The 20,362-nt window shown below is 36.1% G+C and carries 5 protein-coding genes; 1 reads left to right on the top strand and 4 read right to left on the bottom strand.

Annotated features, from left to right (window positions below):
- Nucleotides 1–310: 310 nt before the first annotated feature.
- Entirely contained in the window at nucleotides 311–478 is a 168-nt protein-coding gene (locus tag IJQ68_RS01340; RefSeq protein WP_292795964.1) for a rubredoxin, read from the top strand.
- Nucleotides 479–559: 81 nt separating this feature from the next.
- Here IJQ68_RS01340 and glmM read toward each other — a convergent pair whose 3' ends face one another.
- From glmM to IJQ68_RS01320, 4 genes are all read right to left on the bottom strand, one after another.
- Nucleotides 560–1,897: a phosphoglucosamine mutase gene (gene glmM / locus IJQ68_RS01335; protein WP_292795961.1), complete on the bottom strand. Its 1,338-nt coding sequence runs from the start codon at nucleotides 1,895–1,897 to the stop codon at nucleotides 560–562.
- Nucleotides 1,898–1,906: 9 nt separating this feature from the next.
- Nucleotides 1,907–3,145 (bottom strand): 2,3-bisphosphoglycerate-independent phosphoglycerate mutase, encoded by a 1,239-nt coding sequence (locus tag IJQ68_RS01330; protein ID WP_292795959.1) that lies wholly within the window; start codon nucleotides 3,143–3,145, stop codon nucleotides 1,907–1,909.
- A gap of 86 nt (nucleotides 3,146–3,231) precedes the next feature.
- Nucleotides 3,232–3,927 carry a TIGR00297 family protein gene (locus IJQ68_RS01325; protein ID WP_292795956.1) on the bottom strand — a complete coding sequence of 232 codons (696 nt, stop codon included), beginning with the start codon at nucleotides 3,925–3,927 and terminating at the stop codon, nucleotides 3,232–3,234.
- Nucleotides 3,928–4,005: 78 nt separating this feature from the next.
- Nucleotides 4,006–20,328: an Ig-like domain repeat protein gene (locus IJQ68_RS01320; RefSeq protein ID WP_292795954.1), complete on the bottom strand. Its 16,323-nt coding sequence runs from the start codon at nucleotides 20,326–20,328 to the stop codon at nucleotides 4,006–4,008.
- Between the last annotated feature and the right edge of the window lie 34 nt (nucleotides 20,329–20,362).

Raw genomic sequence — 20,362 nt, 5'->3', positions numbered from 1 at the left:
ATAAATAGAAGAAATTCATATTTATTTTTTAAAATTTAAGTGGCGAAAAAGTCGTAATTTCCACTATGGGGGCGAGAAATCAAGTAAAATTAGAAAAATAAGAAAATTAATGATTTATGGAGTAATGAGTATTCCTCTTAAGAAAAAATGAAAAAACAAATAACACAATATTTTAACATAACATATGATATAAAAGCATTGGAATTCAAGCTAAAATGAGTATTTGCAAATAAGTAATTTTAAATATTAGTATCAATACAATTAAAATTATATTGGCGATGCTGATAAAAAAATTAAGGAGATTAATAAAATGACAATATATGTTTGTTTACACTGTGAATACAGATTTGACTCAGAAAAAGGAGATCCAGCATACAACATCCCTGCTGGAGCAACACCTGCTGACATGCCAGAAGACTGGGTTTGCCCAGAATGCGCTGCATTAGGTATTGAAGCATTTATTGCAGAAGAAGAATAAATTCTCTTCTTCTATTATTTTATTTTTAATTAAAACTAATTTTTAAAAAAAAGTAGAAAAAGATGAAAAAAAGTAATTCATCTAAATATTATCCATTATAACTTTTTTACAGATTTCATTGATTTCTTCGGCTCTATTTGCATCCCTTGACTCGAGGGTGATTCTGACATAATCCTCGGTTCCGGAAGGCCTTACCAAAACCCAGCTGTCATCCTCAAAGGTTAATCTGACACCATCAATTGAGTTTATCTCGCGAATGTCATCAAATTCCGCTTTAAGCAAATCTTCCATATTCTCCATCACTTTGATTTTAGATTCTTTGGAACAGGTAATTTTTTCACGGATATTCGGATAGGATGGAATTTCAGCAAGCAGTTCAGACAATTTGCCTCTTTTGGAAACCAGCTCTGCCATTCTAAGGCCTGATAAAATACCGTCAGGACACATGCAGAAATCAGGATGCAACCAGGTTCCTGAAGGTTCTCCACCAAATGCGGCATTTTTTTCTATGATGACTTCAGCCACATTAACGTCGCCTACAGGAGTTCTCAATACTTCGCCTTTCACTGATTCGTCCATACATAAGCCCGCATCAACAGTAGTTACAATATCCCCATCGAATTCTTTTGAAATCAAAGCTAAAAGTGAGTCAAAAGGAGAGATATCTCCGTTTTCATCTACAGTTATCATACGGTCAGCGTCACCGTCATGGGCAATTCCCAAATCTGCACCGATTGCAACCACAGTTTTCATCAAATTCTGCAAGTTTTCAGCATTCGGTTCTGGGTTTCTTCCAGGGAAAAATCCGTCCGGCTGTGAGTTAAGGGTTGTAACGTTACATCCTGCTTTTCTAAATACAAGAGGTGATATTTCGCTTCCGGCACCTGATGCGCAGTCAATGACGACTTTTAAACCGGGTTTGATTTCAACCAGATTGACCAAATCATCAACATATTGGCCTTTGATTTCCTCATTGACTGAAATAGAACCTACTTTGTCCCAGGATACTGACTCATATAACTTATTATTGTAGATATTTTCTATTTCCGCTTCCTGAGATGAAGTGTAAGCCATTCCATTTTTATTCCATAGTTTAATACCGTTGTATTGGGAAGGGTTATGGGATGCCGTTAACATTACGCCCGCATCAGCATCTAATTTTTCGGTAGCATAACCAACCAATGGAGTTGGAACCATTCCGATTTTTACTACATCAACGCCGCTTTCAAGCAGACCTGCACAAATGGCCTGATCCAACATTTCGTTTGTGGTTCTTGTATCAAAACCTATTACAACTTTACCTTCATTTCCCAAATAGGTTGCAAGAGATTTACCAACATTTAAAGCAAGTTCACAGGTTACTTCAGAGCATATTTTTCCTCTAATACCGGATGTTCCGAACAGTTTAGCAGCTACCATTCAAATCACCTAAGCTCCGAATTTATGCGCATAGTTCATTAAGTCCATCATGATGTTCATTACGTCGCTTCCACGGATTCTGCATAATCCTCCTTTTGCACATGCGACTTCTGAGAATTCTGTAACATCATCCACTCTTACTTCAGGACCTCTTATTAATACTGGAACGGGGTCACCGGAGTGATTTAAAACAGATATCGGAGTTGAATGATCAGCTGTCAGGAAAATGTAAACATCCTCGAGTTTGATGAGCTCACTCATTACGACTTCATCAACCTTTTCAATGAACTCTTTTTTCTCTTTTATCTGACCGTCGTGGCCTGCTTCGTCAGCACCATCGATGTTTATCAGGAAAAAGTCGTGATCGGAGTTTTTGACCTGGTCGATTATTGTATCACGAATATTGTCCAAATTAGTGTCAATACCGCCAGTCACATCTTCCATTTCAATGATGTCCATTCCTGCGAATCTGCCGATTCCCATAATGAGGCCAGTTTCTGCAATACAAGCTGAATTAACTTCATATTTGTCATTTAATGATTCTACAACCGGAACTTCTCCTGCTCCACGAGGGATGATTATGTTTGCTGGAGGTTCGCCTTCTTCAATTCTTTTTAAGTTGACAGGATGGTCTTTAACCATTTCATAAGATTTTACTACCAGCTGATTTAAGATGTCTGCGGTTTTTTTAGCTTCTGGTGAATCATCCAAAGCCTTTACTTCTTTAGGTTTGTTTCCTTCAACTTTAGGGTCAGCGTCGCTTACCTTATCAGACAAGCCTTCTCCCCTCAATACTAAAACAGCCCTGTGACCTGTAGATTCTTTAAAAATAATTTTAATATCAGGATAATCTTTTAATACCATTGTATTTAATACTTCAACAATTTCCTTGGTGCCCTCTTTGATTCTTCCGGCACGTCTGTCTGTAACGATTAAATCCTCATCTGCAGTTGAAAAGTTACATCTGAATGCAATGTCACCCGGAAGAACATCCACACCGACACCGTTTGCTTCAAACGGTCCTCTTCCAGTATAGACTTCATATGGATTATAACCTAAAATAGATAAATGTGCAGTGTCGCTTCCAGGAATAATGCCCGGAGCTATTGAATCCATAATACCAGTAATTCCCTCACTAGCCATTTTATCCATGTTTGGAGTATTTGCGGCTTGAAGAGGGGTTTGATTGTTAAGTTCTTTTATAGGACGGTCACCCATACCATCCATAATTAATACAATTCCCTTCACAGTATCACCTTTAAAAATATTCATAAATATGTATATTATTCAATAGTTAAATAATTTGAGATTTAAATTGAAAAAAATAGAAAGAGTTAAATTAATAGAATTCCAACAATAGCCCCAGTTATTGTTGCAATCAGATTAACATGCTCATTAGTCAGCATTTCAGCGCGTTCGAATGTAGCTCCCAAAAGACTGTCCATAAAACAGCCTACAGTTCCGGATATGACTGAAACCAGAATCGCTGAAACCGGATTGGTTATTACACCTAAAAAATAAGCAGATAAACCTATAATCAATGCTCCAATCATACCTACAGCAGTCCCTAAAACAGATACTGCACCATTAGTTCCAGGATCAACTTTCTGGAAGGTTGTTATCAATCTAGGTTGCTGCAAAATACCTATTTCTGAAGCCAATGTATCTGCAGTTGCTGTTGCAATCGCCCCGATGAAACCTCCGACAAAGGGCAAATAATATCCTCCGAAAGCCGCCATCATGAATGCCACAATACCATTGGAGATGACATTTTTAGATGATCTTCTGCCTTCATATTCGCCTAATGAACGCTTATATGATTTGGAATATCTGGTTGCAAGTAATGTCATGACAAGAAATATTACTAAAATGAGTAGCCAGTTGACTCCGGCTGAAAATATAATCACTACACCCATCAAAATCATTGTAAGTGATCCTAAAAAATCCAGAGCCTTTCTTTTATAAGTTATTATGCCCAAAATAAATAAAATTAATACATAAGCCCAATTAATCATTACTGTTTCAACCATAATATCACGACTTTTATAGATATAATTTATTTTAATTAATATAAAAAGATTTATTAAAAAAAGAAAAAAAGAGGGAATTTAAGATTCCCTGATTGTTATGTTATTTGCTTCGACTTCAAATAGATAGTATCCTGTGATTAGATATTTTCCCGGTTGCAAGTCGAAATGTATCTTGCACTCACCATTATCGTCTGTAGTACAATTATACCATATTCCAAAGATATTGAATGAAACATCCTGATGAGGAGCGATATTGCCCCTTTCATCCAGAGTTTTGGCAATGAATAATGAATCATCACCATAAACCATATCCAAATTGGAAGTGACCAGCCTAGGAAGTACCGTTACGTAATTTCCTGCGCTGGCATCCTTATATAATGTAGTGATAATGAACTCTCCTGGAGCAAGATTAATATTTAATTTCACATGACCTGTTTCGTTACTATATCTGGTATAGAATACACCATGGATATTGAACGTTACTTCTTCACCGGCTTTGGCCCAATTTCCATCAGATCCACGTATGCGAATGATGAACTGAGTATCATTTCTGTGATGTTTGACCAAATCACTGGATTCAATCAGATTGAATACAGTGACTGTATTGGATTTCATTTCACCCGTGACAAGATTGGTTGCTGTTAAAATGTATGTGCCTGCCTGAAGATTAATATTCAATTTAGCCCAACCTGTTCCATTGGTCGTGCGGTGATATAGTACACCATTGATGTTGAAAGATACATTAGTATCAATTAATGGGTTGCCTTCACCATCCAAGAATAAAGCCCAATATTGAGTATCGTTTCTATAAACTTTCAATACGTCTTTTGCATAAATGGTGTGTAAAATTTCCACACTAGAGTTGACATTTTGTGCTTTATATTTCTCGTTTCCTTCAAATTCAACAGTTACGGAATAATTTCCACATCCGAGGTTTAATGCTATGGATGCTTGACCGTCACTAGTTACCTTGGTGTAAAGAATGCCATTCACATAAATTGTTACAGTAATATTGTCAACATTGTTGCCGTCTGCATCTTTAACATAAACGATTAATCTTTCAGGACCAGAATAATACTTGACTACTTCAGGAACTGTGATTATTAAATCTGCTGCAGTTTCAATTGTTGTATTGACTGTTTTTGGAGCATATTTATCATTTCCAGGATAAGTAACATCAACAGTATGATTGCCTGCAGGCAAGTCTGAAATATCCAATGTGGCAGTGCCATTCTCAATAGGTGCTGTGTAATTCTTACCGTCAATAGTGATAGTAACATTACCTGTAGCATCTTCAGGAACATTGACAATTAACTGATTATCTTCTTTAGAAACATCCATTGGATAATCAGAAACCCTAGGAACATTAAATGAAGTTGAATTGGAACCAGGACCATACTTATCATCACCAGGATAATCCACAACAACATCATGATCACCAGGAGCCAAATCAGAAACATTCAACCTAGCAGTACCATTCTCAATAGGAACAGTGTAATTTTTACCGTCAATATTTACAGTGACATTGCCTGTAGCATCATCAGGAACGGTAATAACTAACTCATCATCCTCTTTAGTAATATCAATTGGATAATCTGAAATCTTAGGAACATTGAATGAAGTTGAATTAGTGGCTGGAGCATATTTGGAATCTCCAGGATAATCAGCAACAGCATCATAATCGCCAGGTTCTAAATCAGGAATATCCAATATTGCTTTACCGGATTCTATCGGAACGATGTAATCTTTTCCATCGACAGTTATTGTTACATTACCAGTAGCATCGCCAGGCAATTCAACAATGATTTTTCCGTCTTTAACTTCAATATCCATAGTAGTTTCAGAGACATTTACTTTAAATGAATCATAAGCGGATTTTGATGCGTATTTATCATTTCCTTGATATGTTGCAGTAACATTATACTCGCCAGGTGCCAAATTAATTGGTAATTCTAATGATCCCACACCGTTTGTTACATTAATGTAATAGCCAATTCCATCTAAATCAATTAAAACAACTCCATTTACATCATCAGGTAATTTTACAGTGATGTTAGTGTTATCACCATAATTAATGTCAAATGCTGATAAGTCAAAGTCATAATCTGAGATTTTTGGAATTTCAACAGAAGTATAATTGGATGTTTGGGTGTAATTAGCATCACCGGAATAAATAACCTCAACAGTGTGATTACCAGGAGTTAAATTATTCAATTCAATTATATCAGTTCCGCCAGTGACATTGGTGGCATTATAAATCTTGCCATCAACGATAACAGTCACATTACCAGTGGCATCACCAGGCAATTCAACAGTGATGTTTGCACTAGTTGAATTCTCACCAACATCCACAGTTACATTCATATTTGGAGTAACTTTAGCATCCACAACGAAATCAGTTGAATTGGATTTTGAAGCATAGTTGTCATCACCTAAATAAGTAACTGATGCGGTGTAATCTCCGTTAGGCATGTCTTTTAATGTTACAGATGCTTTTCCATCAGTTACATTAGCATAATATCCTACATCACCAATATCGATGAAAACGACGCCAGTAGCATTTTCAGGCAATTCAACAGTAATAGTCACATCATTGCCGTCGACAACAGAAGAAACGTTTACATCATAATTATCGATTTTAGGAACTTCAACAGGAGTTACAACAGTCTCATTGGTGTAGTTACCGTCACCTGAATAGATTACCTCAACAGTATGATTACCCGGAAGCAAATCAGTCACATTAACAACAATAGTCCTATTGGAGCCTTCAGTAACGTTATAGAAAGTATAATTCTCACCATCAATAACAACAGTCACATTACCAGTAGCATTTTCAGGCAAGGTAATCACAACAGTACCATTATCGACACTGACGTTAACATCAGCACTTTGCTTATCTTTAACTGTGAATTTAGTTGAGTTAGTTGCATCGCCATACTTATCATCACCAAGATATTTGACAACAGCAGTATAATCACCGGCAGTTAAACCAGCAACAGACAATTTACCGTTACCATTTGTAATATTTACATAATATCCAACACCACCAACATCAACAGCAACAATACCATTAATATCACCAGGCAACTCAATCACAATATCCTCAACCTGACCAACAGTAATATTTTCAGAAGTCAAATTCATTGAATAACCACTAATCTTAGGAACTTCAACAGCAGCATAGTTAGTTACGGAAGTATAATTAGCGTCACCTGAATAAATAACCTCAACCGTGTGATTACCTGAAGTTAAATTATTCACTTCAACAACAACTGATCCGCCAGTAACATTTGTGACATTATATACTTTACCATCAATAATTACAGTCACATTACCAGAAGCATCACCAGGCAACTCTACAGTAACATTAACATCAGTAGAGTTCTCAGCAACATCCACAGTAACATTCATCACAGGAGTGACCTTAGCATCTACAGTGAAACTGGTTGAATTGGATTTGGATGCATAGTAATCATCACTAGGATAAGTAGCGACAACAGAATATTGTCCTCCAGATACATCTTTTAATGTTAGGATTGCCTTATCACCGCTGATGTTTGCATAATAACCAGTGCCGTTAACATCAAGCAATATGACACCAGTTGCATTTTCAGGTAAATTAACAGTGATTGTTACATCACGGCCATCAACTACGGCAGTAACATTCATTTCATAATCATCAACTTTAGGAACGTTAAATGGAACTGTAATATTTTCACCAGTGTAGTTACCGTCACCAGAATAGATTACCTCAACAGTATGATTGCCAGGAAGCAAATCAGTCACATTAACAACAATAGTTCTATTGGAGCCTTCAGTAACGTTATAGAAAGCATAATTCTCACCATCAATAACAACAGTCACATTACCAGTAGCATTTTCAGGCAAGGTAATCACAACAGTGCCATTATCAACACTGACGTTAACATTACTGGATTCTTTAGATTTTACTGTGAATTTGGTTGAGTTAGTTGCATCACTATACTTATCATCACCAAGATATTTGACAACAGCAGTGTAATCACCGGCAGCTAGACCAGCAATGGATAATTTACCGTTACCATTTGTAATATTTACATAATATCCAACACCACCAACATCAACAGCAACAATACCATTAATATCACCAGGAAACTCAATCACAATATCCTCAACCTGACCAACAGTAATATTTTCAGAAGTCAAATTCATTGAATAGCCACTAATCTTAGGAACTTCATATGATGTTATAACAGTCTTATTAGTGTAATTGCCGTCACCTGAATAAATTACCTCAACAGTATGATTTCCTGGAGTGATATTATTTAATTCAATGATAGTAGAAATTTCAGTAATATTAGTTATATTGTAAACTTTACCATCGATAATAACAGTTACATTTCCCATTGCATTTTCAGGTAGTGTTATATTGATTTTATCATCAATTATTTCAACACCCATGTCAAATTCTGATGTTTTATTTACAAGGAATTTTGTGCTATTTGTTTTATATGCATATTTTTCACTTTCATATGCTACATCAACTATATGTTCAATAGCAGAAAGGTTATTTAATACTAAAATTGCTTTTCCACCATCAATTGGAACTTCATTTAATTTGCCATCAACAGTTATATTGACTTTACCGGTAGCATCATCAGGAACAATGACCGTTATTGTTTCAACACCACCATAAGTAATATCATGAACGAATACAGGTAAGGAATAATTATCCCATTTTGGAACATTTACAGTATTGTTTTGAGATCCATCATCATACTTAGTATCATTTATGAAAGTTACATTAATATCATGTTCACCAGGTTCCAATCCATTAATTATGAATATGGTTCCATTAACAGCAGGAACAATAGTTGAATTTCCATCAACAGTTATGTTTAAATCACCTGTTGCATCATCAGGAACAGTTATAATGAGTATTACAGTACCATTATTTCCAAGAGTGATTTCAACATCGAAATCGTAATCATTAACTTTAGATACTTCAACAGACATTTCGCTGTGATTTGCATTATATTTGTCATTACCTTCAAATGTAGCTACAACTGATAAGGTATCATTGTTTACAGGAGTGTAAATGTAACTAGCAGCATTTGCATTTGAAACATATACTGTGTAATTTGCACCATTAATATTGAATATCACTTTGCCTGTAACAGTTTCATTTAAATTAGCAGTTATAGTGACAGGACTGCCAACTTTAATATCAGAAACATCTACTAAATCAATAGCAATATCCTTTTTAATGACTTCAAATGTAGCAACACCGTAAGCAGATTCATAATTGTCATCAGCATCCACATTAGCAACGATAGTGTAAGTAGCATTAGCTAAACCATCATTAATAGTGACCGTATTATCATCTGAAACTGTGTAAGGTTTGCCATTAATGCTAACTGTGATTTTACCAGTTGAGTTAGTTGGAGTTAAAGTTATAACAATAGTATCGTCAACTCTATAAACATCATTAACTTCAATGGAAATTGCGGATGAAGCTTTAACAATATCAAACACTGCACTAGCACTGGATCCATAACAATCATCGGATTCGGCAATAGTGGCAACTACTTTATAATTACCAGTCACGTTTGCTTTGAAAGTAACCTGATTGTTATTGACTGCATATGTTTCACCATTGATTTTTACACTAGCAGTGCCGTTTACAGGAGTTAAAGTAATGACAACATCGTCACCAATAGTGAAGATACTTTCTACACTGATTGAAACATTTGAATTAGGCTTATCAACATCATAAGTATGAGTTTTACTGGTATTATGGTATTTGGAACCATTAGCATAGCTTATAGTGATTTCCTTATCACCAGGAACAGTTTCTTTATCCAATACAATTGTTGCCTTACCGTCTTTAACCTTAGCTGTCTTATCACCGATAGTAATATTACCGTCAGCATCGCCAGGAACAATGACAGTCACAGTAGTATTTTCTCCAACCTTAGCATCAGAAACAATGACAGTGAAATCAAAGTCTTCGATTTTATTAACCATAACTTTCTGAGTTAAGTTCTCTGAAGCTTGATATTTGCCATCACCAAGATATTTAACAGTAATATCATAAGTTCTGTTAGTTAATCCTGAGACATAAGCAATAGCATTAGAGTCAACCAAACCTATAATTTGAGTTTTACCGTCAACAGTAACGCTGACATTACCTGTAGCGCCTTTAGTTACATTAATTTTAATGACAGCAGTTTGACCTACTTCAATAGTCACATTGGTTACATTAACTTCTGATGTGAGTTTGTTAATAGCTAATTGTTTAACAGCTGAATTTGAAGCAGTGTAATTTTCATTTCCGCTGAATATGGCTTTTACATTGTAAGTGTTGTTAGCCAATCCTGAAACAACGTATGATCCAACACCATTTGTTAATTTTACAGTGTAGTTTTGACCGTTAATGTTTAATGTCACATTTGCGTTTATTTCCTGTTCCATTCTTACGGTTACTGTTACATCATCATCAACATTTTGAGGTGTTGTAAACTCAACATCAATACTTGAAGCTGCAGGGTCAACAGCAAATGTTGTAGCATTTGATTTTTTCAAGTATGTGCTGTCTCCGCCATATGTTGCAATGACTGAATGTGTACCGCCAGTCAAGTTGTTTAATGTTAATGTAGCAATACCTTGCGCATTAGCTTTTCTTGAATAGTTTATGCCATCAACGCTGATAGTAATGTTTTCAGTAACATCTTTAGGAACTTCAACAGTAATTACAGTGTCTTTACCGTATTCATCAGGAGTTACTGTCAAGTTAATGTTGTAATCAGCAGTTCCTGTTACTTTGAATGATGTTCCGTTGTTGTATTTCAATGCCCATTTATCGTCACCAGGATAAGTTACATTTACAACATGATTTCCAACAGTTAATCCAGAAACAACCAATTTGACTATTCCATTTTCAGCAGTTCTGTTATATTTTTCATCATCTACATAGATTATAACGTTTTCAGTTACTGAATCAGGCACAACCACAATAATTGTAGCATTTTCGCCATAAGTTATGTTTTCAGGGATGACACTTATCACATAATCTTCGCTTTGACCTACAGTGAATGAGGTTTCAGTTGAATTTCCATTGAAATAGTCATCACCAAGATATTCTACTTTAATATTGTTATAATCACCTTTTTCAAGGTCATGAATGTTGAATTTAGCTCCGCCAGTACTGTTTAATGTTTTGTAATATTCTTCATCACCAATAGTGATTTTTACAAATCCAGATGCGTTTCTAATAGCTGAATTTTCATTGACTTGAACTACAATGACCTCTTTGTCACCGACTTTAATCTGTTCAAACGGTACTGCTTTAACTGTTGTGTTAACCTTGTAAACATCAAATGTAGTGTTGTTCATTGTGAATTCATAGTACTCATTTCCAGGATAAATAATATTCATTGAATATACTCCCGGATCCAATAAATAAGGTACAGTTAAGCTGATTTTACCATCCTCATCAATGATTCTTGCTCCTAATGATTTACCATTGATTGAAAATATTACGGTTCCGTTTGCGTTTGTAGTGACAAGAGCAATAGTCTGGCTGCCGTAAGTAACATTATTGACCTGAAGAGAAATAATGGTCTTGCGTAGCTTAATTTCAAATTGAGTGCTGTTATCACATGGCCAGTACAGGTCATCACCAGAGTATGATGCAGTTACGGTATAAATTCCAGCAGTAAGATTGTTTAGAGTCCAAGTAGCAATACCGCCTTCAAGAACAGTAGCTACATAACTTCTATCACCCATTTTAAAGGTTACATTGCCTCCAATAGGGAAAGTAACCTTGTCATGAATAACAGCAGTGATTGTAATTGTTTCTTTGCTAACATCAGAATAGGTTAAGTCCATTTTGGTATTGGCTCTAACATACAATGTACCATTATATTTTTGATTCATCTTCAAGTGATCATCGAATGCTCTTAAATAGAATACACCTTGGAGATATGTTTTAAGAGTAATGTGATTATAAGGCATTACATAACTGCTATCAGGATATAGCTGATTGCTTGAATTTAATGAATCAACACAAATGATTGTGTTATTGTTATCATCAAATATTGATGCCCAGAACTCAAATGTATCATTTATGGTTGTATTCCATGTTTTGTTATCCAGCATGTAAGTGTAGGTTTGGGTTTCGATTGTACCGTTGTTTACATAAATTGGACTATCGAAATTATTGCCGTCAAGATATAATTTACCTTCATCCCATACAGCATAAGTACCTTCTGAAGCATCAGTGACATTATTTTTAGTTAAATGTACTGTAGCATCTTTATTAATCCATATTGAATCTGTACCATTGAATTTGGAATTATCTAAAGTGGAGTTTCCGGACTTGAAGTAAATTGCAGATCCGATTTCTTTTGAAGCCATGTAGTTTTTGAATGTTAGATTATCCATAGTTGCATTACCGTCAACATAGATTGCACCACCATAGCCCCATCCTGCTTTAGTGTCATTGAATGAGGAATCTTTGACTGTTGCATTGGAGTTCTTAATGTATATTGCACCACCTTCATAAATGGAACCTGTGTAGTTGAATGAAGCAAGCTGGATAGTAGCATTATAAGAATCCACGATTGAAATAACACCATATCCTCCGGTTTCACCTTTGAATGTCACATTATAAATGTTAGTGTCATTACAGTTGAGTGTTGAAATGGATGAACCGTGAGCACGAGCCTCGTTTTTAATGAAAGTGGAATTAGTTACATTGAAGTTTTTGGAGTTTTCCAAGTATATTGCTCCACCTTCACCATGAGAATTACCATAAATATCCTGAGCACCTGCTGCAACACCATATTTGAATATGGAATTTGCAATTGTGACATTTTCTATATCATAACCTGCAATAGCTGCACCTTCACTTAAACTGAATGATGCTGTGAAATTGGAATTGGAAACATTGAAGTTGTCACCATGCACTTCGATAGCACCACCATCGTTTAATGAACGAGCGGATGTGAATGATGAATTGATGATTGAATCATTGTGAGAATCATCACCAATGTAAATTGAACCACCATGCAAGGATATACTGTTTTTGAAAGTGGAATTGATAATAGTTGCATTTGAAGCTACAATATCAATGTCTCCACCACGGCCAGTGAAAACAGTGTTGTTCTCAAATTTGGAGTTGATTACTTTACAGTTGTCACTATCATCACCAACAAATATTGCAGCACCACTTATATCTGCAGTGTTGTTGTAGAAGTAATAAGTATTGATGGAAATGCCTTTAGCACCCAACCATGCAAGAGCTGCACCGGATTTGTATGCGTGATTTGCAATGAATGTGTTGTTTCTGCCTGATCCTCCGGTTGCATTGTTTTCCCTACATAATGCTGCACCGTATTCTGCAGTGTTTCCTATGAATGTGGTATTGTACAGCTGACCTCCGGTAGCATTCCAGTCAATAGCCCCACCATTATGCTTAGCGGAGTTTTGCCTGAATGTTACATTAACAATACGGCTGTTACTTGAATTACCATTAAGGTATATTGCTCCACCAACACCAGCAGTGTTTCCTGTGAAATTGGATGCTATAATGTGGCCTTCTGAAGCGAGCCAGTTAATAGCTCCACCATGTCCGTCGTTTGCAGTGTTGTTTTCAAAGTTTGAATTATAAACATAGTTTGTAAGACCTGCTCCTCCGACAAAGAGTGCTCCACCATTATTAGCTTCGTTTTCATAGAATATCGTATTGTTTAATGTTACTGATGAAGCCTGAAGGTGTATAGCACCACCATGGACATAAGCCTTATTATCCTCAAACCTTGAATTGTTAACATAGGTGCTTCCGCCATTACTTTCCACATTCAATGCACCACCAAATGCGGCTGTGTTTTCTGTGAAGTTTGAATTTAATAATGTAGCATTAGCTGAAGCAAAATCAATTGCACCACCAAGACCATTTTCTACATCAAGGACTTTGTTTCCTTTAAATACTGAATTATTAATAGTACAGTTGTCACTTCCAGGATTAGCATAGATTGCACCACCCATCAGGCCTGCAGTGTTGTTGTAGAAGTGATAATCATTAATTTTAATGCCGACTGAATCCATCCAGGCCAAGGCTGCTCCGGCAATGCCTGCATGATTTGCAGTGAATGTGTTGTTTTTACCACTACCTCCAGTAGCGTTGAATTCTCTGCATAAAGCAGCACCATACTCATCAGCAACGTTATTTATGAATAAAGTATCCAAGAGAGTCATGTTTTTAGCGTTACAGTCAATAGCACCACCGTTTTTGGATGCGTAGTTATTGTCAAATGTTACATTAACAATGCGGCTGTTAGCTGCATTACCACCAAGATATAGTGCTCCACCATAGGTTGCTGAGTTGTTGGTGAAGTTACTTTCGATGATTTCACCTGCAGAAGCCACCCAATTAATTGCACCACCATTACCGTTAGTAGCAGTGTTATTTTCAAAGTCTGACAAGTAGACAAAGTTAGTGATACCTGTACCTCCAACATATAATGCACCACCGTCAGCTGCAGTGTTATTATAGAATTTGGTATTGTTTACTGATACTGCAGAAGCTCTTAAAGCAATAGCTCCACCAGTATATGTTGCATAGTTATCTTTGAATATTGCGTCAGTAATGTTAGTGTTACCTGAAGCACCTGAAGCGTAAATTGCACCACCATTGGTTGCTTTATTTTTTGTGAAATTGGAATTGATGACAGTGGTATTGTGACCGATACATACAATAGCACCACCGAAACCTAATTCAATGTTACCGTTTAAAGGAACAGTATTGCCCTCAAAGATGGAATTCTTGATAGTACAGTTGTCACTGTTGTTTCCGATATATATTGCTCCACCATGAACATCAGCAGTGTTGTTGTAGAAATGATAATCATCAATTGTGATTCTAGCAGATTCAATCCAACCTAAAGCTGCTCCACCGATACCAGCATGATTTGCAATGAATGTATTGTTTTTACCGCTACCTCCAGTAGCATTGGCTTCCCTACATAATGCAGCACCATATTGGCCAGCATAATTTTCTATGAATGTTGTATTGAAAAGTCTTCCTCCGGTTGCATTCCAGTCTATAGCACCACCATTGAATGTTGCATTGTTTCCTTTGAAAATTACATTATTGATTTCACTGTTAGGTGATGTACCTCCAATATAAATAGCACCACCATACAAAGCATTGTTGTTTGTGAAATTGGAGTCATATATTACACCAGTTGTTGCATTCCAACTAATAGCTCCACCACAACCACTGGTTGCATTGTTTCCAGTAAAGTAAGATAAATAAACAAAATTATCATGACCTTTACCTCCGACAAATATGGCTCCTCCGTCAGGTGCGTAATTTTCTCTGAAGTATGAATTGTTGATTGCAATTGATGAACCGACAATATCAATAGCTCCACCGAGCTTATAAGCATAGTTTGCTAAAAATCCTGAGTGAGTTATATTGATTTGACCGGATTCACTTCCAACATAAATTGCTCCACCAGTAGGTGCATAGTTACCTCTGAAAGTTGAATTAAGGACGGTTCCGTTAGCAGCATACCATTCAATAGCTCCACCATGACCATCTTCCTGACTGGTTATGTAATTGTCTATGAAAGTGGAGAATTTTACTGTACAGTTTCCACTGCCCTGACCGACATAAATTGCACCACCACTATATCCTGCGGTGTTCCCGACGAAAGTGTATTTGTCGATTGTAATGCTTTCTGATTTGATCCAAGCAAGAGCAGCTCCTGCAGTTACCGCGTGATTATAGTTGAATGTGTTGTTGTAACCGAAACCTCCGGTTGCTCTTTCTTCCCTACATAATGCTGCTCCGACATTTGCATAATTTTCTTCGAATAATGTATTTGTCAGATTCATACGGGTAGCATTACAGTCTATAGCACCACCGTTTTCATCAGCATCATTATTGAAGAACTGACAATTGATTATTTTACAGTTATCTGCTGTGGAATTGAAGTAAAGACCTCCACCATACTCAGCAGCATTATCCCTGAATACTACACCAGATAAAACACCGTTTTTACCAGCCCAGAATAATGCTCCACCTTTATTAATATCATCGGAAGTTGAACCGCTGGCATCACCGTTGATGAAAGTGACATTGTTTATGTTCACATTATCTGCAGTAATATTGAATATTCTACAGAAGTCCAATGCATCGATAACATATCCGTGACCGTTGATTGTAAAGTTTTCAAGGCCTGCCAAGTCTGTAATGTTCATGCAGTATTTATCCAATGTAGGAGTGTACTGGTAGTTTCTTGTTAAGTCAATGAAATTTTTACCATCGCCAATAGCCTTTTCAATTAAATCCTGAAGGATTTCGAAGTCTCCTTTTTTAGTTGTGTAATCACCCACATCGATTGTTGTGACATTCTCCTTATACATGTAATAATTATCTTTAAATCCTACAGTTACTTTGTATGTTGTCTCCTGAGTCAAATTATAGAAGTTTACATTGAATGAATTGTCTTCAACATTGAAATAATTTGCATAATTTGATTTGGTTATTGTAATTGTCCTGTTATCGTCTGCTGATGTTAATTTAATTACAATATTAAGACTTTGTTTATCAATATCCTTAGGATTGGAGATTGTAACAATAGCTATCGGTGAAACAGAATCAACTACAGTTGTTACATTGAATAAGTAATCTTCATTATCTTCAAATAAGGAAGTGTAGATTACATTTTCATAGGTAGCGCCGTTTGCTGTCATGTTGAGTGTAGTTCTTCCATCCTTAATGACTCCTTCACCATCGAACTTATTGAAGTCCCTATAGGTCACTTTAGTACGTGCATTTGCATTATCCACAATATAATAAACCGCACCACCGTTGTGGGTTGCGATGTTTTTAATGAATGTTGAGTTTAAAATCTTTAAAGAAGCACCTGAAGAACCTAAGTTGTAAATAGCACCACCATCATACGCATGAGAGTTTGTAAATGTTGAATCACTAATAGTGATGTCCAATACCTGTTTAACGTATATTGCACCACCTTTTTGGGTAGCGTTGTTTCCATCAAAGGTACAATTGTTGATATTCTGATTAGCTCTTGCGATTACAATCGCACCACCATTGGTGCCTGCAGTACAGTCTGTGAAGTTTGAAAGCTCGATTAAGGTATTGTATGATTCTGAATAAATTGCTCCACCTTCAGCACTAGCTTTAGACATGTTGAATAATGATTTGCTTACTGTGACACGATTGTTTCCATTATTAGTGTTACCAGTGATATAAATAGCACCGCCGTTTTTAGCTGAAGTGTTTGTGAAATTGGAGTTTGTAATTGTGTTTGTTATGGTTCCTGATATTAATATTGCACCACCATTAACTCCTGCAGAAGAATTAGTGATATTAACATTTTGCAGAGTACCGAAATTACCTGTCCACTGAATAGCACCTGCATTACTTTTAGAATGTGAGTTAGTAATATTGATATTGTTTAATGTTACATAACTACCGCCATCAACCATTATTGATCCTGCGACACCACCTGAATTAATTGTAGCTGAACAACTATCCAAATTGGAATTTGAAAGAGTTACCGAACTACCTTTAATATACAATCCTCCCGCATTAGTTCCTGCAGAGGAATTGGTGATATTGATATTTTTCAAAGTACCTGTATTACCTGTCCAAGTGATTGATCCGCCATATTTTACTGAATAACTTTTATTAATATTGATATCTTCTAAAATACCTTCACTTCCGGACCAGTGAATAGTACCACCAATAGCCCATGAACCATAATTTGATAAATCGGCCTTATTATCCGTGAAATTACAGTCATAAATATGTCCTCTGGTTCCTGTCCATCTGATTGCTCCGCCTTCATATCCATGATTAGTTACAAAAGTAGCATTATATACACTACAGTCAGCAATACCTTCACAGTTTATTGCACCACCATATTGAGCAGAATTGTTTTCAAAGTACATATTGTATAAGTCTGTGAAAACAGGAGCCCCATTTTTATTTCTAAGAGTAATAGCACCACCAGTAGTTGCAGTGTTATTTATGAATCTCAAATCATGCGCTTCAGCATATGCGACAGTGATGAAAAGAGCCCCAGCAATACCAGTATTGTAGTTTCCGGTGAAATTAGTGTTGATTATTTTTGAATTGGAAGCTGAATAATAAACAGCAGCACCGAAACATTCATTTGAATTTGCAAAAGTAGATCCATCAATAGTATTGTTGATAAATCTGCACTCATCAATAGTATTATATGATCCGCCGAAACTGACAGCACCTGCGTGGTGGTCTTTTGAACCTACTAAATCAAACAGATAATTGTGAATAAAAGTTGAATTATAGATTAAACCATTGTTAATATTCCAACTGACAGCACCATATTCCAATGCATGATTATCTGTGAATGTACAGTTTATAATATCTGCATTGTCACACTTTAAGTTGAACTGAAGAACACCGGCACTGCGGGCATAGTTATTTGTGAAATTGGAATTATAAAAGTGAACCCCTTCACTTGTTTCGAAATATAAAACTCCGCCAGCACCTTCAGAAGCACTGTTATTTATCATGTTACAATAGTTTATTGTAAGATTTTTAGCATCCTTACCATATACAACACCTGCATGGTATGGGGAAGTGTTATTTATAAAATCACATCTGTCGAAAAGTCCGTTTACTGCACTCCAGGAAATTGCTCCACCACCAGCGTAATTTTGGTGAGAACGTAAACCTGCAGCATAATTATTTTCAAATAAGGATTTTTCAACAGTACCGTTCACACCATTCCAGAATAATGCTCCACCATTACCTTCTGCCCTATTAGCTATAAATGTGGAGTATTCGACTGTGCCGTTAGAACTTTTGGTCCAGTAAATTCCACCACCGCTTTCATAAGCATAATTTTCCTTAAATGTGGAATTTAAAATCAAACCCAAATTACCGTTACTACTCCAGTATATTGCACCACCATCACCGGAGATAGCTCTGTTTTTGGTGAAGTTGGAAAATTGTATGACGTCTCCGGAACTTTGTCCAGCCCAGAATAAAGCTCCTCCACCATTTGCATAATTTTCATCAAAATTACAGTATCCTATATCAGCAGATTCACCATTCACATAAATTGCACCACCTAATGCAGCATGGCTTTTACTGAAATTGGAACGTGTGATATTTGCATTGTTTCCGGTTACATAAATGACACCACCATTCGCATCAGCGACACAATTTGTGAAGTTACATCCGGAAATAAGAGTATTGTTACCTATGATATGGATAGCACCACCTGTATTTATTGAATAACAGTCATCGAATGATGTTTTAGTAATATTTACATCATTACCTGTAACGAATACTGCTCCACCGTTTAATTTGGAAACATCAGTCACATCAGTAGTTACAGAGCTTGTTTTAAAACTTGAATTAGTAAGAAGAATTTTATCTCCTGTAAGACAGATTGTTCCTCCTCTGGAACTTGACTGTTTACCATATAAAAGACTTATACCATTATTATTAATGAATTTTACAGTGTCTATGGAACCGTAGGTTCCTTGCCAGAATATAGCACCACCGTCGTCTCCAGCAGTGTTGTCCTTAAAGTATACTGATTTTATAGTGCCGTTAGTACCATTAAAGAATACCGCACCACCATCTCCAAATGCATAGTTGTTTATGAAATTGGAGTATTCGATTGTACAATTGTATGCATCCTTAAGGAATTTGACAGCAGCACCATCACCGGACGCATTGTTTCCTTCAAAGTGACAGTAAGTGAATGTTATGTTTTTAAAGTCACCATTGGAATTCTGCATGAATACTGCACCACCATCAGCAGCTGCTGTGTTATTTATGAAAGTACAATTTTTTACAATACAGTCTGAAGCTCCATCCATATAGATAGCACCACCACTGCCAGTTAATGCATTAGCATTTTTGAATGTGATATTAGATAACTGCACTGAAGATGAAACTTGGAATATCCTCGCCTGATTTGAAGCGTCAATAGTGAATCCGTTACCAATAATTGTCAATTGTCTGTCAATTACAATACCATTAACATAATCAGCATCCTTTGAACTATCAAAAACATAATCCCCCTGAAGAGTAATTGATGTTTTAGTAGCATCTCCGTTTATTAAGTCATTAAGATCCTTGAATGAACCACCATCCCCATCACTTAATACATTATCATTTGAAAGTGATTCCCCTAACACATCACTTTCATTATCAACTTCATCCATTGAAGTCAATATTACTTCATTTGAATTAATTTCTAACATGCTTATTCCATCAATGCCAGACGTTAATGTCTGATTATCAATAGTGTCACTAGCAGAAACTGCTGAAAGTGAAATGATGATTAATAAACATGTAAAAACCAACATACATGTCTTTTTCAAACAAATCTACCTCAATCATTTTTTCAATTTAAAT

The sequence above is a fragment of the Methanobrevibacter sp. genome, from assembly GCF_017447225.1.
Classification (GTDB): Archaea; Methanobacteriota; Methanobacteria; order Methanobacteriales; family Methanobacteriaceae; genus Methanocatella.
The sequence above is the reverse complement of the archived record's forward strand: the minus strand, read 5'-3'. Positions and strand labels throughout refer to the sequence as shown.

Bases quoted from the DNA above. Each gene is read 5' to 3' on its own strand.
- IJQ68_RS01340 (WP_292795964.1), top strand. From the start codon at position 311: ATGACAATATATGTTTGTTTACACTGTGAATACAGATTTGACTCAGAA.
- glmM (WP_292795961.1), bottom strand. From the start codon at position 1,897: ATGGTAGCTGCTAAACTGTTCGGAACATCCGGTATTAGAGGAAAAATA.
- IJQ68_RS01325 (WP_292795956.1), bottom strand. From the start codon at position 3,927: ATGGTTGAAACAGTAATGATTAATTGGGCTTATGTATTAATTTTATTT.